Consider the following 20,403-nt stretch of genomic DNA (forward strand, 5'->3'; position numbering starts at 1 on the left):
CCGTCAGGCCGTCAGGCCGAGCCTGCCCCCTGCGACGCGACCGGGAACGGCAGCACGGCCACTGTTACGTTGTCGTGCCCGCCGCCGTCCAGGGCGTGGCCGACGAGGACCTGGGCGCTGTGCAACGGCCGCTGCGTGGCGTCGAACGGCACGGCGGCCGCCATCTCCTCGACGCCCTCCGCGTAGTTCCACAGGCCGTCCGTGCAGACGACGACCACTCCTGGCCGGTCGGGCTTGAACGACGCGGTGTGCGGCTCCAGTTCGTACGCGTCGGCGCCGAGCCAGCCCGTGATGGCGTGGGCCCGCTCGTCCGCGTACGCCTCCGCCTCGTTCATCAGGCCAGCGGCGACCATCTGGGCGGCCCAGGAGTCGTCCTCGGTGAGGCGGGCGGCGGGGACGGAGCGGTCGGCCGGGACCCAGTACGCGCGGGAGTCGCCGACCCAGCCGACGACGAGCAGGCCGCCCGCGACGACCGAGGCGACGATCGTGCAGGCCGGGGCGTTCTGCTGCGGGTCGTGAGGTGTCGCCGGACCGCCCTGCGCGGCAAGGGAGTTGACTGCTTCGGACGCGGCGATGATCGCGTCGTGCATGGCCTGCTGCGGGTGGACCTCGCGGGGCAGCGCGGCGAGCAGCGACTCATTGGCGGCGCGGGCCGCGGCGACCGAGGCCTCGTCGGGGCGGGTCGCGGACGAGACGCCGTCGCAGACCACGGCGACGACCGCGGGCGAGCCGTCGGGCAGCGCGGTGGCCGAGACCGCGAACGCGTCCTCGTTGCGGTGGTGGCGCAGGCCGCGGTCGCTGGCGGCGGCCACGGCGTCCAACTCCTGCTCCATGTGGTCGCGTTCGCGGGGCTGGGCGTGGCCGCAGCGCTCGCAGTAGCCGTCCCGGTCGACGCGGCCCGCGCGGCAGGCCACGCAGAGCTTCAGGCCGGCCGGGGGAGTGGGGGTGGGCGTCGCCGTGCGTGGGTCGGGGGTGGGGCGGGACGGCGTGGAGGGCTCGTCGAAGTCGTCGAGACCGTTCCCGGCGACGGCCGGACCCGAGGGCGCCTGCGCGGGTTGCGGGGGCTGTGCTGGCGGTACGGGCTGTACGGGCTGTACGGGGGCGGGCGCGGGCGGCACCTCCGGCATGGGTGGCACGCCAGGCACGCCAGGCACGCCAGGCACGCCAGGCACGTCAGCCACGGGCGGCGCGTCCGGCACAGGCGGTACGGAGTGCTCCGTACCCGGCATGGCCGCGGCGGAGGCGTCCGAGCTTGACGGGCGGGCGGCGGCGGGGAGTTCGGCGCCGCCCGAGTCCGTGCCGGCGAGGTCGCTCGGCAGGTGCACCGGGGCCGGTACGTCCGAACTGTCCACCTCCCGGGCCTGGGGCCACTCGACCGGGGTGTCTGCCGGGGCGGGCGGCACCCCGCCCGGGCCGATGGCGACCGTGGGGTGTTCGTCCTGCTGTGCGGGCGCTGCCGACAGCTCGTACCCACACGCTCCGCAGAACAGGTCACCCGACTCCAGCGGTTCGGCACAGCCGGGGCACGTCGGCCGAGGGGACCCGGGGGCCACCTGGTGCATCTGCGACATCAATCACACCCACGTCCGGGGGCGGAAACGGTTGGCCCGCTCCACCAGTTCGATCCTTTCGTCGCCGCCTTTGGCGAGCCTGGCGAGCGTCCGGTACGAGCGTTCGAGCCCCAAGCGCAGGCCACGCTCGTCCAGACTGCTGCCGAGCAGCACCGTGTCCCCGGGGCCCTGCGGCGGCGCAGCAGTGCCCCGGCTCCCGGAGAGCACCCAGTCAAGGGCGGCCCCCAGGACCTCGGCCGACAGCTGTTCGCGGCGGACCGCGTCCAGACCGAAGTGCTGCAGCGCCTCGACCTGCCCGGCGGCGGCGGTCAGATCGTCGAGCAGCGGTTCGTGCGCCGCCTGGTCTCGAAGTCGGGCGCGTACGGCGGCTATCCGGGCCGCCGTGAAGTGAATCGACGCCTCCGGTACGGCTTCCAGGGTACGCACCGCCGCACGCCTCTCGCCCGCGGCCAGCTGGACCCGGGCGTGACCGAAGGCGGCGCTGACGTAGCTCGGGTCGGCGGTCCACACCAGGCGGTAGTACTCGGCGGCGTTGTCCAACTGGCCGAGCACCTCCGCGCACACGCCGAGGGCCAGCTTGGGCGCGGGCTCCCCGGGGAACGCGTCGTAGACCGCGTCGAAGGAGAGCGCGGCGGTCTCGAAGTCGGCGGTGGTCAGGGCGGTCAGGCCGCGGTACCAGATCACCCGCCAGTCGTCCGGGTGCGAGTGCTCCAGCTCGTCCAGGCAGCGTACGGCGGCGTGCAGTTCGCCCGTCTCCAGGCGGGCCCGCAGCTCGCGCAGGCGCAGTTCGACGGAGGGCGCGGGGGCGGCGTCGAGCGCGGCGATCAGCTCGGCCGGCGCGGAGGTCATCAGGCCGGCCAGGAACCCGGCGTTGGGATCCCCGGCATCGACCAGCGGCACGGGAAGGGCGAGCGCGGTCGCGGCGGTGTCGAGGGGCCGGACCAGACGCCCGGAAGCGGACCGGCCCTCGGAACCGTCGCCTCCGCCGCCCGAACCGTCGCCTCCGGCGCCCGAACCGTCGCCTCCGGCGCCCGAACCGTCGCCTCCGCCGCCCGAACCGTCGCCTCCGCCGCCCGAACCGTCGCCTCCGCCGCCCGAACCGTCGCCTCCGGCGCCCGAACCGACGCGCCCGGCACCTCCAGCGGAAGGCGAAGGCGCACCGCCCAAGGACCGCACCCCCAGCCGCGACACCGCCCCCTCCCGTTCCACGAACAACTCCGTGTCCGTGACCCGGACTTCCGGCCCGAACAGGGTGGAAAGGGCCGGGCGCGGGCGGCCCGACTGGAGGGCGACCACCTCGCGGAGGACACCCGTCAGCTGTTCGGCCATCTCCTGCGCGGAGGCGAACCGGCGCGCCGGATCGGGGTCGGTGGCGCGGACCAGGAGGCGGTAGAACGACTCGTACCGCTGGAAGACCTCGATGTTGGCGGGGTCGGGCAGGGAGTCCACGAAGAAGTTCGTGTACCCCTGGAAGTCGAAGGTGAGGACCGCGAGCGTACGCGCGACCGTGTAGAGGTCGGACGCGACGGACGGCCCGGCCTCGGCGACCTCGGGCGCCTGGTACCCGACCGTGCCGTAGATCGCCGACTCGTGGTCGTCCAGGCGGCGCACGGCGCCCATGTCGATCAGCTTCAGCTGGTCCTGCTGCTGTATCGCGTTGTCGACCTTGAAGTCGCAGTACAGGAGGTTGCGGCTGTGCAGGTGGCCGAGCGCCTCCAGGGCCTCGATGCCGTACGCGCAGGCCTGCTCGACCGGCAGCGGGTCGCGTCGCCCCTCCGCGGTGCGACGCTCGTTGGCGATCTCCTTGAGGGACTTGCCGCCGACGTACTCCATCACGATGTACCCGTCGAGGGAGCCGGTGCGCTGGTCCAGGTGCTCGACGAAGTTGTAGATCCGGACGATGTTGGCGTGCTCGATCTCGGCGAGGAAGCGGCGCTCGGAGATCGCCGCGGCCATCGCGTCCTGGTCGCCGGTGTCGAGCAGGCCCTTGAGGACCACCCAACGGTCGGACACCGCACGGTCGATGGCCAGGTAGATCCAGCCGAGCCCGCCGTGCGCGAGGCAGCCCACCACCTCGTACTGCCCGTGCACGATGTCGCCGGAGCGGAGTTTCGGGACGAAGGAGTACGGGTGCCCGCACTTGGTGCAGAAGCCCTCGGTGCGCCCCGGGCGGTCGCCGCGCGCCCGGCCCACCGGCGCCCCGCAGTCCGAGCGGGAGCAGAACCGCTTCCGCTCGGGGACCTCCGGGCGCTCCTGGACCATCGCCCACGGGTCGGGCCGCGGCACCTGCGGCACCTCGACCAGGCCCACGCCGAGCCGCCCGCGCCCGGAAGAGCCGGCAGGTGAGCCCGAACTGCGCACGGACACCGACCGGTTGGAGCCCGGCCCGGACAGGGATCGGGTCAGCCGCCCGGAGACCGAGCGGCGGGACGTCGACGAGCGCGACGAGCGCGACGAGCGCGACGAGTGCGACGAGCGGGCGGACCGGGAAGAGTGCGCCGATGTGCTGCCGCGCGCGGGCGTCGTGAGGCCGGTCGGCGCGGACGCCACCAGGCCGTTCGGCGCGACCACCGGAGCCAGCCCGCACACGTCGCAGTACAGCTCGCCGCCGCCCATGTCCTCGTAACGGCCCTCGCAGTCCGGGCGTTGGCAGGCTCTGCGCTCCGCGCTCACCGGCGCCTCCTCACTGGCCGTCATCGGTCCTCCTGCCGCCCTCGGGCGGGTGCTGCTGCGGTACGCGGCCGGAGAGGAGCTCCGCCGCCGCGTGCTGGTAGCGCAGCACGGCGTCCTCGGCGACGCGCAGATCGCAGGGCGCGCTCCACAGCATGCGGCGGGCCGCGTCGTACCGCTCGATGAGCAGCGGGTCCTCGGCGGCGCCGTGCCGGGCGACCTTCGCCTTGTAGGCGTCGAGGCGGCCGCGCAGCTCCGCGCGGACCGCGAGCGGTGCGGTGACGGCGGTCAACGACTCGCGGGCGCGCAGGAGTTCGTCCTCCGCCTGCCGCTCCAGGGCCTCCAGGAGCGGGGAGAGCCGGTGCCACCGGCCGTGTCTGCGGTAGTCGGCGGCGGCCGCGAGCTGTTCGTGCAGCGCGGTGGGCGGGCCGCTCACCGCGGGCACCTCCGTGGCGGCGATCTTGGCAAGTACCTCGCCGCGGGCCGTACGGGCCTCGGCGAGGGTGCGGTCGGCTCGGGAGAGCACGTCCCGCAGCCGGCCGAGGCGCGCCTCGGCGTCCTGGCGGACGGTGAGCACGGCGTCTATCTCACGGCGTACGTCTTCGAGGGCGCGCGCCTCGCGGTCGTACCGCTCAGTGTCGGGGCGGCCGCCGCCGGGGGCCGAACTGCCGGTCCTGGCGCGCCAGAACGCCAGCGGGTCGGAGATCACCTGGGCGCGCAGCCCCGTCAACTCCCGGGTGATGCGCTCCAGATCGTCGCCCGCGGGGTGCTCCCCCGGTCGTACGCCCACGGAGGCGGCGAGCCCGCGGGTGCGGTGCAGCTCGGCGGCGAGGAGGTCGATGCGGGCGGGCAGCGCGGACCAGACGGCGTCGGCGGCCACGACCACGTCGAGGGACGAGGCGTACAACGCGTTCATCCGCTCGACCAGTTCGGGCAGCGTGAACTGTTCGGTGAGCCTGGCGGGGCCGGTCAGGGCCTCGGGGGCGCCGGTGGCGGGCGGTCCGGCGGAGACGGTGACGGAGTGGCCGCGCAGGAGTTCGGTGAGCTCGGCGAGGTCGTCACGGTTCGGCCAGCGCCTGCGGGCGCGCAGCTCGCGGGCGTGGGACAGGGCCGCGGTGTACGCGTCGAAGTACGCCCAGAGGCGGGTGACGGCCTGGTCGGCGGCGGCCCAGCGGTCCGCGGTGACGCCGGTCAGCTCGGCGCCCTCCAGGAGTCTGCGGCCCGCGTGGTCCTGCAGGGCGAGCAGGGACGTCTCCACGGCCTCGTGCTCGGCGCCGAGCCGCTTCAGGGCGCGGTCCACCTCGTCCCGGTCCATGACGGGGACAGGGCCGGAATCGGGGCCGGAACCGGGGACGGGGCCGGTTCCTGGTCCTGGTCCTGCTCCGGGTCCTGCAGGTCCCGCGACGCCCATCGATCACCTCTCGCTGTGCCGGTCCGGCGGTTCGTTTCCGTACGTCCAGGTGGCCTGGTCTGTGCTCTTCAGTCCTCGCGGTACTCGGGTCTCGGCGGGCCGTCGACGTTCTTCAGGTCGTCCGCGAGCCAGTCGTCGTACGCCTCGTCCCAGTCGTCCTTGCGGTAGTCCTCCAGGACCTGGTTGACCTGGCGGACCAGGTCGGGGGAGTCCTTGCTCATCGCCACGCCGTAGTACTCCGTGGTGAAGGGCTCGCCGACCAGCTTCACCATCGGGTCCTGCGCGGCCTGGCCCGCGGCGAGCGCGCTGTCGGTGACCACCGCGTCCACCTCGCCCAGCTGGAGCCGTACCAGACAGTCGAGTTGGTTGGGCACCGTGGTCGACACATCGGCGCCGAACGACTTCCGCTTGAGCTCGGTCTCGGCCGTCGAACCAGCGGCCGAGCACAGCCGCTTGCCCTTCAGCGACGCGTCGTACCCGGTGATCTCCGAGTCCTTGGGGACGAGGAGCTGCTGCCCGGTCTCGAAGTACGCGGTGGAGAACGCGACCTCCTGCAGGCGGTCGCAGGTGATCGTCATCGTGCGCACCACCATGTCGACCTGGCCGGACCGGACCGCCTGCACCCGCTGGTTGGTGGGCACCGCGCGGTACACGACCGCGTCCGGGTCGCCGAGCAGGGCGTCGGCTATGGCCCGAACCAGGTCGATGTCGAAGCCCTCCAGGTCGCCGGTGGACGGGTTGCGGTACCCCCAGCGGTAGCTGTTCTGGTCGATGCCGACGATCAGTTTGTTCGGCTTGTCCTCGCGCTTCTTGATCTTCTCGACCGTGGGCCCCTCCTCCTTGCTCGGGCGCAGGCTGCGCACCGCCGACTCGGGCGTGCAGTCGTCGGCCGCGGCCGGTCGGGTCACGCCGGTGCCGGGGCCGCCCGTGCCGTCGCTCCTGCCGGTGCCGTCCGGGCCGGAGCGGGACAGCGGGAGCAGCGTGAACAGCGCCGTCAGGACGCAGGCGAGCGCCATGGCGGCCACCCCGCCCCAGCCGCGCAGGACGCCGAGCCTCCTCCGGGTCATCTCGCCCCCTCTCGCCGGTCTGACCGGTACCTCGCCGGTCTCATCGGTACTCCGAAAGCCTGCGGCCGATGCCGAGTACGGCGCCCGCCGCGCCGAGCACCGCGACCACCGCCGCGCCGACGGGCAGCCCCGTCATCGCGTCACGGCCGTCCTCGGCGGCTCCCCTGAAGTCCTGCTGTTCATGCGCCACGGCCTGCTCCAGGGCCTTGTCGGCGCGGTCGAAGGACTCGCCGGTCGCCTTGTCGTCGCCTATCACGCGGTCGCGTGCCTTCTCGTAGTCGCCCTGCATGTCGGCCTCGCGCGCGGCCTTGTGGCGTTCCTGCCATTCCGTCACCGCGTCCATCGCCTTCACCACGGGCGCCCGGCCCTCGTCGTCGTCGGCCCGGACCAGGGCCGCGCCGAGGAGACCCGAGCGGGCCTGGTCCGACCCGCCGTCGTCGAGCCGGTGCATCAGCTTGCGGTAGTCCACGTCGTACTTGTCCTGCCCGGCGTCGGGGCCGTCCGGGACCGTCACCGCGCCGCGCGCGACCAGCGTCAGGTTCTCGTTGCTGCGGGCCTGGAGCGTGCTGATCCGGGCGTCGTGCAGGACGTTGAGCGAGCGGACGCCGTGGTCGTACGAGTCGCCGAGCGCGGTGAAGGCGAGGGTGTGCCCGGCGAGCAGCCACAGCAGGGCCGCGGCGGACGTGCCGGTCGCGGTGACCAGGCCGAGGTTGAACACCCGGTTCGTCCTGCGGTAGTTGCGGCGCTGGGCCCACCCCAGGGCGGCGAGTGCGAGCACGCCGAGGGCCAGCGCCGCCCACGGGTACGACTTCGCCGCGTCGTAGTCCGCACTCAGGCGGGCCTTCTCCGCGTCGTACAGCTCCTTGGCGGCGGGGAGCATCTCCGTCTGCATCAGGTCGTTGGCGTTGCGCAGGTACGCCCCGCCGAGGGGGAGGCCCTGGCGGTTGTACGTACGGGCCGTCTGGACGCGTTCCGTGTACTCCGGGAGGAGGGCGTTGAGCGTGGCTATCTCGGCGCTCGCGGTGCCGGAGCCCTTGCTGTTGGCGGCGGCGGTGGCGAGTTTGCGGGCGGCCGTGCGGATGTCGGACTCGTACCGCTCGCGGACCTTCGCCGGTTCCTGGCCCTCGGCGAGGAAGCCGCTCGCGGCGGCCGTGTTGGCGTCGGCGAGCGAGACGTAGATCGCGGCGGCGTCGGCGGTGAGGGGCTGGCTGCGCTCCACGACGTCGTCGGCGGCGGCCGCGCGCGCGGAGGTCTGCCAGGCGGTGACCGCGCCGAACGCGAGGACCAGCAGGGCGAGTACGGCGCCGATGATGCGGAGCCGGCCGGGCTCGGTCGTCGCCGCGGCGCGCAGCTGCTCGGCGCCCTCGGCGAAGGCGGTGCGCCGCCGTGGTACGGCGCTGCCGTTGTGCGGGTCTGTCACCTCTCGACCTCCCCCGTGGTCATCCGACGGTCACCGCTCCCCAGGCCGTCCAGTATGACCGCAGGGACTGACAACGGCCCCGCCGTTTCCTGGATCTTGTCCGTGGCACAGCGGAAACTCGCGTGCCGACCCTTGGACTTGTACACGTGCGGGGGGATTGTTCGGTTCCCGGGGGCGGGGCGGGGAGAACTCAGGCGGGGCGGGGAGAACTCAGGCAGGGCGGCGAGAACTCAGGCGGGCGGCGCATAGTTGGCCCGCAGCCGCGCATGCGCCGATCCCCCCGCCCCCACCCGGTCCAGCCCCAGCAGCGCCGCGCCCAGGACCGGGCGGTCCGTCACGATCAGCGGGGTCGCCTGCGGGGCGCGGGCCGCGAGGCGGGACCGGATGCCCGAGTCCAGGCCGGCGTGGGTGGCCGCGAGGACCGAACCGCCGAGCAGAACCGGAACCTCCGCGTCCAGCAGGTCGAGCCGGTCCAGGGCGACCGTGGCCATCGCGACCACCTCGTCCGCGAGCCGGTCCACCAGGGAGCGGGCCACCGCGTCCCCGCCCGCCGCCGTGGCGAAGAGCACCGGCGCCAGCTCGTGCCGCCGCGCCGCCTCGATCCGGCCCAGGTGCAGGGCCTCGATCAGCGCGGCCATGCCGTCCAGGCCGAAGTGTGCGGGCAGGGTGCGGGCCAGTTCCGTGGGCCCGCCCCGGCCGTCCGCCGCGCGGGCCGCGTGCCACAGGGCCTCCTCCGCCAGGCCCCAGCCCCCGCCCCAGTCCCCGGAGATGCGGCCGATCGCCGGGAACCGCGCGGTGCGGCCGTCCGGGGTCAGGCCCACACAGTTGATGCCCGCCCCGCACACCACCGCCACCCCGAGGGGCGGCGCCCCGGCGGGCAGTCCGGCGCGCAGGATCGCGAAGGTGTCGTTGCGCACGTCGACCGTGCGCCCCCAGCCCCGCGCGTGCACCGCCGCGGTCAACTCCCGCTCCTCGGCCGGCAGATCGGCGTTGGCCAGACACGCCGACACGTGCGCCACCCGGTCGACGCCCGCCCGCAGCCCCGCCTGGGCCAGCGCCCGTACGACCGTCTCCGCGAGTCCGTCGACGGCCCGCTGCACGCCCACGCGCGGTGGCTGGAAGCCCGCGCCGCGCGCGGCGCCGACCACCCGGCCGTCGGCCGCCACCACGGCCACATCGGTCTTGCTGTTGCCCGCGTCGATCGCGAGCACCGATCCGGCGCTCTCGCCGGCGGGTCTCACGCCCACGCCAGGTGCTCCCGGTTGTGGGCGAGCAGCCGGTCGGTGAGGGCGTCGGCGTGCGCGTACTGCCCGATCAGCGGGTGGGCGAGCAGCGCCTTGAAGACCCGGTCGCGGCCGCCGTGCAGGGCCGCTTCCAGGGCGAGTTCCTCGTACGCGTAGACATGGGCGATCAACCCGCGTTGCAGCGGGTCGAGTTCGGGGACCGGAAGGGGGGCGGCGCCGTGCGGGCCGACGCGGGCCTGCACCTCGATCACCGCGTCGTCCGGCAGGAACGGCAGCGTGCCGCCGTTGCGCGCGTTGACCACCTGGTACGGGCTCCCTCCGGTGCCGATGAGGGACGCGGTGAGGTCGACGGCCGCCTCGGAGTAGAAGGCTCCGCCGCGCTTGGCGAGCAGTGCGGGCTTCTCGTCGAGCGCTGGGTCGGCGTACAGCTTCAGCAGATCGCGCTCCATGGCGGCCACTTCGGCCGCCCTGGACGGCTTGGTGCCGAGTTCGCGCACGACCTCGTCGTGCGCGTAGTAGTAGCGCAGGTAGTACGAGGGGATGACGCCGAGGCGGTCCAGGGCGGGGCGGGGCAGGCGGAGGTTGTCGGCGATCTCGTCGCCGGACTCGGCGAGGAGCCGGGGCAGCAGGTCCTCGCCGTCGGGGCCGCCGAGGCGTACGCCGTTCTCCCAGGTCAGATGGTTGAGACCGACGTGGTTCAGGAAGATCTGCGACGGGTCGACGCCGAGGGTCGCGGCGAAGCGGCGCTGGAAGCCGATCGCGACGTTGCACAGGCCGACCGCCCGGTGCCCGGCCTGGAGCAGGGCGCGGGTGACGATGCCGACGGGGTTGGTGAAGTCGACGATCCACGCGTCCGGGTTGGCGCGGCGGACCCGTTCGGCGATGTCGAGGACCACGGGCACGGTGCGCAGCGCCTTGGCGAGGCCGCCCGCGCCGGTGGTCTCCTGGCCGACGCAGCCGCAGTCCAGGGGCCAGGTCTCGTCCTGCTCGCGGGCCGCCTGGCCGCCGACGCGGAGCTGGAGGAGCACGGCGTCGGCGCCGTCGACGGCCGCGTCGAGGTCGGCGGTGGTGGTGACGCGGCCGTCGTGGCCCTGCTTGGCGAAGATGCGGCGGGCCAGGCCCCCGACCAGGTCGAGGCGGTCGGCGGCCGGGTCGACGAGGACGAGTTCCTCGACGGGCAGCACGTCCCGCAGCCGGGCGAAGCCGTCGACGAGTTCGGGGGTGTAGGTGGAGCCGCCGCCGACTACTGCGAGTTTCATGGGAGTTGAGCCTTTCTCGGCCGTCTCGGGTGCGGTCTCGGGTGCGGTCTCGGGTGCCGTCTCAGCCTTTGACGCCGGTCAGGGTGAACGATTCGACTGGTGGTGCCGGGCTCAGCGGCCCGAGGTGTCGAAGACCTCGTCGCGGGTGAGGGCGAGCGCGCTCTCCAACGCGCCGCGCAGCACGGCCTGTTCGGTCACCTCGCCGAGGACGAGGCGGGGCCGGGTCGCGGCGAGGTCGGCGAGCTCGGACTGGATCAGGGCGCGCAGCGGCTCCCCGCCCGCGCAGGTCACACCGCCGGACAGGACGACGAGCCCCGGGTCGAGCACCGCCACGACGGCGGCGAGACCGGTCGCGATCCGCTGCGCGGTCTGCCCGAGCAGTTCGAGCAGCGCCTCGTCACCGTCGACCGCAGCCCCCTCGTCGGCCCGCTCGGCGGCCTCCGCGGCCCGCTTCAGGAGTGCGGCGGCGGTCTCCGCGTACGGCCGCTCGGGGGTGTCGATGCCGAGGGACCTGGCGATCCTGGGCACCGCCTGCGCGCCCGCCAGCTCCTGGAAGCCGCCGCTGTCGGTCTGGGCGACCCGCCGGACGAGCGGGGTGCCCGGCACCGGCAGGAAGCCGATCTCGCCCGCGCCGCCGGTCCGGCCCCGGTGCAGCCGGCCGCCGATGACGAGGGCGGCGCCGATGCCCTCCTGGTTCCACAGCAGGACGAAGTCCTCGTCCTCGCGGGCCGCCCCGAGGCGCTGCTCGGCGACGGCGGCGAGGTTCACGTCGTTCTCGTACTCGACGGGCATCGGCAGGGCCGCGGCCAGCTCGTCGAGGAGCGCGGGGGAGTGCCAGCCGGGCAGGTGGCTCGCGTACCGGAGCCGCCCGGTGTTCGGGTCGAACGCGCCCGGCGTGCCGATCACCACGCGGTGCAGCCCGGCGCGGGTGAGCCCGGCGTCCTGCACGGCGCCGTCGACCGAGGCCAGCACCTGCCGTACGACGTCATGACCGCCGCGGCCGGGCGTGCGCAGCTCGAAGCGGCCCGCCTCGGCGCCGGTGATGTCGGCGACGGCGGCGACGATGCGCTCGGGTGTGACGTCGAGGGCGGCGACGTGTGCGGCGGCGGCGTTCACCGCGTACAGCTGGGCGCTGGGCCCCGGGCGGCCCTCGCTGGTGCCGGTCGCCACGACCAGGCCGGCCGCTTCGAGGCGGGCGAGCAGCTGGGACGCGGTGGGCTTGGACAGGCCGGTCAGCTTGCCGATCCGGGTGCGGGAGAGCGGGCCGTGGGCGAGCAGCAGGTCGAGCGCCGCCCGGTCGTTCATCGCCCGCAGCACTCGCGGTGTTCCCGGCGTTCCGGGCGGCGTGCCGGGTGTCGTCCCGGGCGTCGTGCCGGGCGTCGTGCCCGGTGTCGTGCCGGGTGCCGTGGGGCGAGTCCCCGCCATACGTGCTCCTCCGTACCCAGGGCCCGTACTGTTAGGAAAGTTTCCTGTTGCGTGAGGAACGTAGCAGTGGCCGTCCGGGTGCCGTCAAGGGCCGTACGCCGGACTACTTGTTCATGCCGGCCGACGGGATCGGGGACGCCGCGATCGACTGCGGCGAGTACGTCGAGGCGTACGCGGACGGGGCCGCGACCGCCGGGGCCGCGCTGCCGTCCTCGTCGCCCTCGGCGGCGAGCAGCATCCGGCCCACGATGCGGATGCCCGCCGCGTCGAAGGTCTCCTTGATCCGCCAGCGCAGCTCCCGCTCCACGCCGAGCGCCTTGCCCGGCATCGTCCTGGCGCTGACCCTGATCACCATCTGGTCCAGGTAGACCGCGTCCAGGCCGAGCACCTCGACCGGGCCCCAGAGCCGCTCGTTCCACGGCTCTTCCTTGCTCATCGCGGCGCCCACCTCGGTGAGCGTCTCGCGCACCTTCGCCAGGTTCTCGTCCGAGCGCACCGTCACGTCCACGCCGGCCGTGGCCCAGCCCTGGGAGAGGTTGCCGATCCGCTTGACCTCGCCGTTGCGCACGTACCAGATCTCGCCGTTGTCCCCGCGCAGCTTGGTGACGCGCAGGCCCACCTCGATGACCTCGCCGGAGGCCACGCCCGCGTCGACCGAGTCACCGACCCCGTACTGGTCCTCCAGGATCATGAAGACGCCGGAGAGGAAGTCCGTGACGAGGTTGCGGGCGCCGAAGCCGAGCGCCACGCCCGCGACGCCGGCGCTGGCGAGCAGCGGCGCCAGGTCGATCTCGAAGATGCCGAGGATCATCAGGGCGGCCGTGCCCATGATCAGGAACGAGGCCACCGAGCGCAGCACCGAGCCGATCGCCTCGGAGCGCTGCCTGCGCCGCTCGGCGTTGACGAGGAGACCGCCGAGCGCGGTGCGGTCGACGGCCTGGGCGCTGCGGTTCATGCGTTCTATGAGCTTGGTGATGGTGCGCCGGATCACGTGGCGGAGGACCGTGGCGATCACGACGATCAGCACGACCCGCAGCCCGATGCCGAGCCAGGCGGACCAGTTCTCCTCGATCCACCCCGCGGCATTCGTCGCCTTCTGCTGGGCGTCGTCGAGCTGGTTCACGGGGTCCTTCGCGGACCCCCCGGCCGACAGCGTCGACAGCGTCGACACGACGGACAGAAACACGGCGAGCACCTCCGGGCGTAGCGGCTGCCCACAAAAGGGGAGGAGCGGGCAGACCAACCACACTAACGGGGCATGGTGTGTGGATCGTTGTCATGTTCGAAGGAGAGACCGTCCTCACGTGTGAAGAGAACGTGCCGGTCGGGTGCGCGCCGGATGTCCACCGAGAAGAAGGCCGGACGCCCCCGGGGAATCACGGGTGTGGTCGAAAACACTGCAAGCCCGTTACCGGCGCATGGTGGCGCTTCGACCAGGCATGAGGGGAGACTGAGAGCAGATCGTCCCGGCGCGAGCCACGCGCCGCCGGCGTACAAGGAGGCATCCGTGCCGCATGTCCTGGTCCTCAACGCGTCGTACGAGCCCCTCGGCGTCGTACCGCTCCGCCGCGCGCTCGTCCTGGTCCTTGAGAACAAAGCTCAGTGTCTTGAGGAGTCCGGCGCCTTCATGCACAGCGCTACCCGCACCATCCCCGCACCCAGCGTGGTCCGGCTCAAGCGCTTCGTGCGGGTCCCCTACCGGGGGCCCGTTCCGCTGACCCGGCGAGCCCTCTTCGCCCGCGACGGGGGCCGCTGCATGTACTGCGGTGGCGTCGCAACCAGCGTCGACCACGTCATCCCCAAGAGCCGGGGAGGCCAGCACGCCTGGGAGAACGTGGTGGCGTCATGCCGCCGCTGCAACCATGTGAAGGCCGACCGTCATCTGTTGGAGCTGGGCTGGCGGCTGCGCCACAAACCCGCCCCGCCGTCGGGGCTCGCCTGGCGCATCATCGGCACCGGGCACAGGGATCCGCGCTGGCTGCCGTACCTGCAGCCGTTCGGCGCGGATGACGTGATGGCCCGGATCGACGGCATCTCTGCCTGAGTGATGTACGGCATCTCGGCCTGAGTGATGTCCGGCATCCTGCCTGAGTGGTGTCCGGCATCCCTGTCTGAGTGGTGTCCGGGGGCTCTGCCTCCGGACCACCTCAGTCCCGCACCGCGTACGCCTCCACAGCCCACAGCGAGTACCCGAACCGCGTCCCCCGCTTCTCGCCCTCGATACGCACGAAACGGACGTCGCGCTCGTCCATCCGGACCGTCTCCCGGCCGCCCCGGCCGCCTTGGACCTCGGCTGCCGTGCGCCACTCCTCGCCGTCCTCCGAGACCTTGACCCGGTACCCGGAGGCGTACGCGTCCTGCCAGTGCAGCGCGAGCTTGCCGAGGCGTACCGGACGCTCGAACTCCGCCTGCCACCACGCGTCGTCCTCGGCCGGCGAGGACCAGCGGGTCTCCGGGTCCCCGTCGTTGGCCGCCCGGGCCGGGAAGTCGGGGGTCTCGTCGCCGGACGAGGAGGCCCGCGCGCCGCGCGCCAGGTCGGGCCCGCCGGTGCGCGGGTGCGCGTGGACCGTGAGCGTGCGGGTCTGGCCGCCGTACGAGACGGGCACGGCGTAGCTGCCCGCCGGGGTGGACTCGGGCACCGTGATCTCGACGGGCACCGAGACGTCCGTGCCGCGCGGCACCTTCGCCTCGCGCGGCACCCGCACCTCGACCCCCTTCGGCGCCCGCGCGGTGAGCCTCGCCTGCACATCGGCCGGGCGGCGGGCGGTGAGCTTCGCCGTGACGCGCTGCGCCGGACCGCCGATCTCCGCGTCCGCCTCGTCCTGGCTCAGCTCGAACGCCGCGTCGGCCCCGTCGGCGAACCACGGCACGACGTGCTGCGCGGGCACCGTGGTCCGGACCGCGTCCGCCCGCAGGCCCTTCGCGGCGGTCTCCGTCCAGCCCCGGTCGGTGAGCCGGCCGAGGGTGCGCCAGCCCTCGCCGGGCACATGCGCCTGCACCGTGCCGCGCACGCCGGGCTCCGTCACCGCCGTCACCGCCTCGATGGGCCGCGCGCGCGGCAGCCGCACGGTGTACGAGGTGTCGTCCTCGGCGACCTCGCCGCGCTCCTCGGCCGTGCCGGACCAGCGCTCCGCTTCCTCCTCCGCCTTGTCCAGGAACGGCCCGAGCACGCCCTTGCCGACCGTGGCGCGGCCCGCCCGCACCTCCTCGCGGGCCGTGTCCAGTTCCTGCCGGTGCCGCCAGGCGCGGGCGCCGTCGCCTCGGGTCTGGGCGAGCAGCATGTCGACGGCGGCCTCACCGGCGGCGCCGTACCGGCCCAACTGCTCGGACCAGGGCGCGACTTCGGCGCCGAGCTCGGTGTCGCGCAGCAGCTGCGGGGTCTCGCGCAGCACCGTGAACGCGTCCCGCAGCCGCTTCCCCGCGGCCTCGGTGCGCTTCCGGTCGCCGCCCGCGCGCTCCCGCCAGAAGGCGTCCATCAGCGGCCGCAGATACGCCGACTCCTCGGCGCCGAGCACCGACGATGCCGTGTTGCCCGCGAGGGCCCGTACCGCCGCACGGCGTTCGCGGTCGCCGTCCGCGAGTTTTGACGCGGTGGCGTCGACGGCCGCACGCCAGGACTCCTGCGGGCGGTACGCCTTCGGGTTCCAGGCGTAGTCGGCGGCCGTGAACAGCGGGATGCGGGAGGCCACCGGCTGCTCCATGGCGTTGGCGAGCAGTGCCGCCGAGCCGGTGGCGACGCCCGGTTCGCGGCCCATGTAGGGGCCGAGGAAGATACGGTCCTGCGCGTAGTCGTTGACCGGGTAGTTGTCCATCGTGACCAGTGGATGCCCGAACGCCTCGCGCGCACCGGCCAGTTCCCGCCCCGTGATGGTCTTCGGTACGACGCCGACCCCGGTCCACGCCACCTGCACCCGGTCGTCCAGCTTCCCGGCCAGCGCCTCGCGGTAGTCGGTCGCGCCGTCCTGGAAGTACTCGGTGGGCATCAGGGTCAGCGGCTCCGCGCCCTCGTACCGCTCCCGCAGGTGCGCGGCGAGCGCCCCCGCCACCTTCGACTGCGCGGCGGCGGCCGCCTCGGGCCCGGAGCCGAAGGTCTCGGCGTCGGCTTCGCAGTGCCACTCGCTGTACGACACGTCCTGGAACTGGAGCTGGAAGGCCCGCACCCCGAGCGCCCACATCGCGTCGACCTTGCGGAGCAGCGCCTTCAGGTCGTCGTCGGACGACAGGCACATGGCCTGTCCCGGCGCGACGGCCCAGGTGAGGGTCACGTGGTTGCGGGCCGCCCGCTCGGCCAGGGCACGGAAGCCGGCCCGCTGCTCGGCGGGGTAGGGCTCGCGCCAGCGCGCCTTGCGGTACGGGTCGTCGCCGGGGGCGTACACGTACCGGTTGAGCTTGCTGCGGCCCATGAAGTCCAGCTGTTCCAGGCGCTGTTCGCGGGTCCAGGGCGTGCCGTAGAAGCCCTCGGCGAGGCCGCGCACCCCGGTGCCGGGCCAGTCGCGGATGCGTACGCCGGGTACGGAACCGGTGTCGGTGATCAGCTGGCGCAGGGTCTGCACGCCGTGGAACAGGCCGTCCGCGCCGACCCCTTCGAGGGCGATCGTGGGCCGCCCCGCCACCTCGCCGACGGCCAGGCGGTAGCCGCCGCTCGGCAGGTCGGCGCGGGCGTCGGCGCGCAGGGCACGCAGTGCGGCGGCCGCGCCGGAGCGCCCGCCCCGGCTTGCCTCGCTCCTGCTTGCCTCGCTCCTGCCTGCCTCGCTCCTCGCTGCCTCGCCCGCGTTTGCTTCGCCCGGGCCTGCCTCGGCCGCGCCCGCCTCGCCCGCGCGCACGAGGAGCGCGCCGGTGGGGAGCCGCGCCCCGTCCTCGACCGCGGTGACCCGGCGCGCGCCCGCCTGCCGGAGCAGGGTGCGCAGCGCGTCCACCGCGTACGGGTCGGCGCCCGCGTCCGTGGCGACGTACACCTGCTCGCCGATGCGTACGGCCTGGCCGCCCGCCCGGGCCTGCTGCGGGCGCGGCCACACCTGCGGCGGGGTGCCGTCGCTCGCGCGGTCGGTGGTGGCGGGGGTGTCGGGTTCGGTGACGGCGGGCTGCGGTGGGGCCGCGAGGGCGCCGGGCGCGCCGCCGATGAGGCCGCCGATCACCGCGGCCGCGATGGCCGCCGCCCGCTTTCTGCGCCGCATCTGCACGGCTGCCCCGCCCTTCTTCCGCACGTTCCGCACTCAGCGTCGGACGTCAGCTTAGGGTGCGGCCGCGGCGCCGTTGTTCCGGTGCTGCGGCTTTCGTCGTGGCTGGTCGCGCCCACGCGGCGGAGCCGCCTGTGTCACAGCCCCGCGCCCCTGCCGGAGCCCTCGAAAGCTCCGCAGGATTTCGGGAAGGGGAGGGGGAGGGAGAAAAAACCGCCCGCCCCGCTCCCGATGCGGCGCACAATTGATGGTGAAACCCCTGCTCGCGGCGTGATGTGCGTCACGAAGGCCGCATGCGATCGGCTCCCGTGGGTAGGGAAGCCCATCCGACCATGCCGCCCACCGAAGGAGGCCCTCGTGGCCGCATCGGCTCAGCTTCTGCTCGACGCCCTCTCCAAACGTTCGGAGCTGCGCGACCTGCCGGACATCTCGCTGGTGTCCGACCCCGGCTCCGGGTTGCTCGGCTCCTGTGCCTGCTGCGTCGAAGCGCCCTTGACGAGCGAGCCCCCGCTCGCCGACGCCGCACCCCTCACCAGCGAACCCCCGCTCGCCGTCGCCCCCCTCACGAGCGAGCCCACCGCCACCGGCACCGCCGCGGGAGCCGACCCCTCCTTCTACTGACCCGCGCCGCGCCGCCCGCCGGTCGGGCCCCTACGGGCACCCCGGGCGCGCGGCCCGTTCGGGCACCCGCTAGTTTGGGCACCGTGGACAAGAAGAACGCCCTGCGCACCGGCGCCGTAGCAGCCGGTACGACGCTGATGATGCTGCTCATGTCGTCCCCCGCGCTCGCGCTGACCCGCGACGACGGCGACGACCCCGGTCCTGGCCTGAACGTGATGGAGACCCTCGGCCTGTACGTTGTGGCGCCGATCGTTCTCTTCCTGGTCATCGCCGGCCTGGTGATGGTCGGAGACAAGTCCCGCAAGGGGCAGAAGCAGGGCTGACGCCCGCAACTCTTCGCGAGGGCGCGCCCCACCACAGCGGTGGGGCGCGCCCTCGTCGTCTGTCCTGCACGCCTTGACCCTTGACCTTTCAGCTCCGCTGAACAGATCCGTCGAAACTTTTCGATGGACCTAAGCGACTGGGCGGTGCGACGGTAGGCCCGTCACATCGGCGAGACGCCCGCGAGGCGGAGAGGCAAGGGGTACGAATGGCGGTCCTGGAGCAGGTCCACGACAGCACGCAGGGCAGCGGCGCGAAGGAGGCCAAGGCCCGCCGGGGCGCCACCTTCGGCCTGCTGCTCGCCGGGCTCGCCACGGTGGTCTGGTCGGGCAGCTTCGTCACCTCCCGGGCGCTCGCCGACTCCGTACCGCCCATCCAGCACGCCTTCTGGCGCTGGATCATCGCGCTCCTCGCCGTCGCGCCGTTCGCCGCCCGCGCGGCCTGGCGGCAGCGGGCCCTGCTGCGCGCGCACCTGCGCTATCTGCTGCTCGCCTCGCTGCTCGGCGTGACCGTCTACAACACCCTGGTCAACCAGGCCGGGATCTCCACCACCGCCGGGAACATGGGCATGATCATGGCCGCCTCGCCGGTCGTCATGGCGCTCCACGAACGCCTCGGCGGCACCCGGCTCGGCGCCCGCAGGATCGCCGGCCTGCTCATCGCCTGCGCCGGGGTGCTGCTGCTCGTCAGCAAGGGCTCGCTCGCCATGGACTTCAGCGCCGGCGACCTGTGGATGCTCGCGGCGGCGCTCTCCTTCGCCTCGTACAGCGCGCTCCTTCGCCGTCGGCCCGCCGCGATCGAGGGGCCGTCCTTCCTGTTCACGACGTTCGTGCTCGGTGCGCTGATGCTGTCGCCGGTGTACGTGGCGAGCCTCGTGCTCCAGGGCGGGTTCGAGCCGACGCCCGCGACCGTCTCGCCGCTGCTCTACGTCGGAGTGGTCTCCTCGGCCGTCGCCTTCTTCGCCTGGAACAAGGCGGTCTCGCTGATCGGCGCCGCCCGCGCCGGGGTCGTCTACTACCTCCAGCCGGTCTGCGTGGCGCTGCTCTCCTTCGCGGTCCTGGGCGAGCCGACCGGGGTGTTCCAGGTGCTGTGCATGGCGCTGATCCTCGGCGGCGTCGTGCTCGGCGCGGCCCGCGCCGCCAAGTGAGCGGGGCCCTCGGGCGCGGGCGGCCCGGCCGGCCCAAGGGCCTAGGTTTCCGGTCATGACACAGTGGGACATCAAGAAGCTGCAGATCCTGCGCACCCTCAGCGAGCGCGGCACCGTCACGGCCACCGCGCAGGCCCTCCTCATGACCCCCTCGGCGGTCTCGCAGCAGCTGTCCAACCTCGCCAAGGAAGTGGGCGTACCGCTCCTGGAGGCGCACGGGCGCCGGGTGCGGCTCACCGACGCGGCCCACCTCGTGCTCCGGCACGCCGAGGCCGTCTTCGCCCAACTGGAGCGCGCCGACGCCGAATTGGCCGGGTATGTGCGGGGCGAGGCCGGGGAGGTGCGGGTCGGCGCGTTCTCCACCGCGGTACCGGCGCTGGTCGTCCCGGCCGTACAGCGGTTGCGCGCGGCGGCGCCCGGGATCGAGGTGCGGGTACGGGAGGCGGAGGCGGCGGAGGCGTACGAGCTGCTGTCCGGGGGCGAGGTGGACCTCGCGCTGTCCCTCGCCGCGCACGCGCCGACCCCGCGCGACCCCAAGTTCACGCGGGTGCCGCTGCTGGCCGACCCGCTGGACGTGGCCCTGCCGGTCGGGCACCCGCTGGCGGGCCGGGCGCGGCTCGGGCTCGCCGAACTCTCCGCGGAGCCCTGGATCTTCGGCGGCAGCGGGCCCTGGTCGGAGATCACCCTCGCGGCCTGCGAGGCGGCCGGGTTCGTCCCGGAACAGGCGCACAGTGCGGCCGGCTGGACCGCGATCATGGCGATGGTCGAGGCGGGCATGGGCATCGCCCTCGTCCCGCGGATGGCGGCCGTGCGCCGGGCGGGCGTCGCGATGTGCACCCTGGGCCCGGACCAGCCGCGCCGCCATGTGGTCGCCGCGCTGCGTCGGGGTGCGGAGGACGGGCCGGCCCTCGCCCGCGTCGTGGCGGCGCTGCGGGAGGCGGCGAACGGGCTCGGGCGCGCCTGAGGCCACGCCCGCCCCCCATGCAGTACGCCTGAAGCGCGCCCAAACCACGCCTGAGCCACGCCTGAGGAGACGTCAATCACGCTTGGTACGGGCTTACTTCGGGTAG

15 protein-coding genes are annotated in these 20,403 nt (G+C 73.8%); 5 read left to right on the forward strand and 10 right to left on the reverse strand.

Annotated features, from left to right (window positions below):
• Positions 1 to 11: 11 nt before the first annotated feature.
• The 9 genes from QIS99_RS12785 to QIS99_RS12825 all read right to left on the reverse strand — a co-directional run bounded on the left by QIS99_RS12785 (position 12) and on the right by QIS99_RS12825 (position 13,262).
• On the reverse strand, positions 12 to 1,571 hold the full coding sequence (locus tag QIS99_RS12785; RefSeq protein WP_282513342.1) for a protein phosphatase 2C domain-containing protein: 1,560 nt from the start codon (positions 1,569 to 1,571) through the stop codon (positions 12 to 14).
• Positions 1,572 to 1,574: 3 nt separating this feature from the next.
• Positions 1,575 to 4,268, reverse strand: a complete 2,694-nt coding sequence (locus QIS99_RS12790; RefSeq protein ID WP_282513343.1) for a serine/threonine-protein kinase — start codon at positions 4,266 to 4,268, stop codon at positions 1,575 to 1,577.
• Positions 4,255 to 5,652, reverse strand: a complete 1,398-nt coding sequence (locus tag QIS99_RS12795; RefSeq protein ID WP_408909542.1) for a coiled-coil domain-containing protein — start codon at positions 5,650 to 5,652, stop codon at positions 4,255 to 4,257. Before QIS99_RS12795 ends, QIS99_RS12790 begins: the two co-directional genes overlap by 14 nt.
• Before the next feature lie 68 nt (positions 5,653 to 5,720).
• Complete coding sequence (locus tag QIS99_RS12800; protein WP_282513345.1) at positions 5,721 to 6,719, reverse strand: glutamate ABC transporter substrate-binding protein; 999 nt, start codon at positions 6,717 to 6,719, stop codon at positions 5,721 to 5,723.
• Between the two features lie 40 nt (positions 6,720 to 6,759).
• Complete coding sequence (locus tag QIS99_RS12805) at positions 6,760 to 8,139, reverse strand: hypothetical protein (RefSeq protein ID WP_282513346.1); 1,380 nt, start codon at positions 8,137 to 8,139, stop codon at positions 6,760 to 6,762.
• A gap of 230 nt (positions 8,140 to 8,369) precedes the next feature.
• Positions 8,370 to 9,386: an N-acetylglucosamine kinase gene (locus QIS99_RS12810; protein ID WP_282513347.1), complete on the reverse strand. Its 1,017-nt coding sequence runs from the start codon at positions 9,384 to 9,386 to the stop codon at positions 8,370 to 8,372.
• Positions 9,377 to 10,642 (reverse strand): 6-phospho-beta-glucosidase, encoded by a 1,266-nt coding sequence (locus tag QIS99_RS12815; protein ID WP_282513348.1) that lies wholly within the window; start codon positions 10,640 to 10,642, stop codon positions 9,377 to 9,379. Before QIS99_RS12815 ends, QIS99_RS12810 begins: the two co-directional genes overlap by 10 nt.
• Before the next feature lie 111 nt (positions 10,643 to 10,753).
• The gene (locus QIS99_RS12820) at positions 10,754 to 11,947 is read right to left on the reverse strand and encodes an ROK family transcriptional regulator (RefSeq protein WP_282513392.1); all 1,194 of its coding nucleotides are present in this window, start codon (positions 11,945 to 11,947) and stop codon (positions 10,754 to 10,756) included.
• Positions 11,948 to 12,170: 223 nt separating this feature from the next.
• Positions 12,171 to 13,262: a mechanosensitive ion channel family protein gene (locus tag QIS99_RS12825; RefSeq protein ID WP_408909543.1), complete on the reverse strand. Its 1,092-nt coding sequence runs from the start codon at positions 13,260 to 13,262 to the stop codon at positions 12,171 to 12,173.
• Between the two features lie 312 nt (positions 13,263 to 13,574).
• On the opposite strand from QIS99_RS12825, the gene QIS99_RS12830 reads away from it, so the two are divergent.
• Positions 13,575 to 14,111 (forward strand): HNH endonuclease, encoded by a 537-nt coding sequence (locus QIS99_RS12830; protein WP_282513349.1) that lies wholly within the window; start codon positions 13,575 to 13,577, stop codon positions 14,109 to 14,111.
• Positions 14,112 to 14,214: 103 nt separating this feature from the next.
• Here the strand turns inward: QIS99_RS12830 and QIS99_RS12835 are convergent, their stop codons facing one another.
• Positions 14,215 to 17,247 carry a beta-N-acetylglucosaminidase domain-containing protein gene (locus QIS99_RS12835; protein WP_282513394.1) on the reverse strand — a complete coding sequence of 1,011 codons (3,033 nt, stop codon included), beginning with the start codon at positions 17,245 to 17,247 and terminating at the stop codon, positions 14,215 to 14,217.
• 354 nt (positions 17,248 to 17,601) lie between these two features.
• On the opposite strand from QIS99_RS12835, the gene QIS99_RS12840 reads away from it, so the two are divergent.
• From QIS99_RS12840 to QIS99_RS12855, 4 genes are all read left to right on the forward strand, one after another.
• Positions 17,602 to 17,865, forward strand: coding sequence for a hypothetical protein (locus QIS99_RS12840; RefSeq protein ID WP_282513350.1), 264 nt, complete (start codon positions 17,602 to 17,604; stop codon positions 17,863 to 17,865).
• An 83-nt stretch (positions 17,866 to 17,948) separates the two neighbouring features.
• Positions 17,949 to 18,188, forward strand: a complete 240-nt coding sequence (locus tag QIS99_RS12845; RefSeq protein WP_282513351.1) for a hypothetical protein — start codon at positions 17,949 to 17,951, stop codon at positions 18,186 to 18,188.
• Between the two features lie 206 nt (positions 18,189 to 18,394).
• Positions 18,395 to 19,333: a DMT family transporter gene (locus tag QIS99_RS12850; RefSeq protein ID WP_282513352.1), complete on the forward strand. Its 939-nt coding sequence runs from the start codon at positions 18,395 to 18,397 to the stop codon at positions 19,331 to 19,333.
• 55 nt (positions 19,334 to 19,388) lie between these two features.
• Positions 19,389 to 20,297: a LysR family transcriptional regulator gene (locus tag QIS99_RS12855; protein ID WP_282513353.1), complete on the forward strand. Its 909-nt coding sequence runs from the start codon at positions 19,389 to 19,391 to the stop codon at positions 20,295 to 20,297.
• The last annotated feature ends 106 nt before the right edge of the window (positions 20,298 to 20,403 follow it).

The organism is Streptomyces solicavernae, assembly GCF_029968095.1.
Taxonomy (GTDB): domain Bacteria; phylum Actinomycetota; class Actinomycetes; order Streptomycetales; family Streptomycetaceae; genus Streptomyces; species Streptomyces solicavernae.

Coding starts and splice junctions, on each gene's coding strand:
- QIS99_RS12785 (WP_282513342.1), bottom strand. CDS start 1,571: ATGTCGCAGATGCACCAGGTGGCCCCCGGGTCCCCTCGGCCGACGTGC.
- QIS99_RS12790 (WP_282513343.1), bottom strand. CDS start 4,268: ATGACGGCCAGTGAGGAGGCGCCGGTGAGCGCGGAGCGCAGAGCCTGC.
- QIS99_RS12795 (WP_408909542.1), bottom strand. CDS start 5,652: ATGGGCGTCGCGGGACCTGCAGGACCCGGAGCAGGACCAGGACCAGGA.
- QIS99_RS12800 (WP_282513345.1), bottom strand. CDS start 6,719: ATGACCCGGAGGAGGCTCGGCGTCCTGCGCGGCTGGGGCGGGGTGGCC.
- QIS99_RS12815 (WP_282513348.1), bottom strand. CDS start 10,642: ATGAAACTCGCAGTAGTCGGCGGCGGCTCCACCTACACCCCCGAACTC.
- QIS99_RS12820 (WP_282513392.1), bottom strand. CDS start 11,947: ATGAACGACCGGGCGGCGCTCGACCTGCTGCTCGCCCACGGCCCGCTC.
- QIS99_RS12850 (WP_282513352.1), top strand. CDS start 18,395: ATGGCGGTCCTGGAGCAGGTCCACGACAGCACGCAGGGCAGCGGCGCG.
- QIS99_RS12855 (WP_282513353.1), top strand. CDS start 19,389: ATGACACAGTGGGACATCAAGAAGCTGCAGATCCTGCGCACCCTCAGC.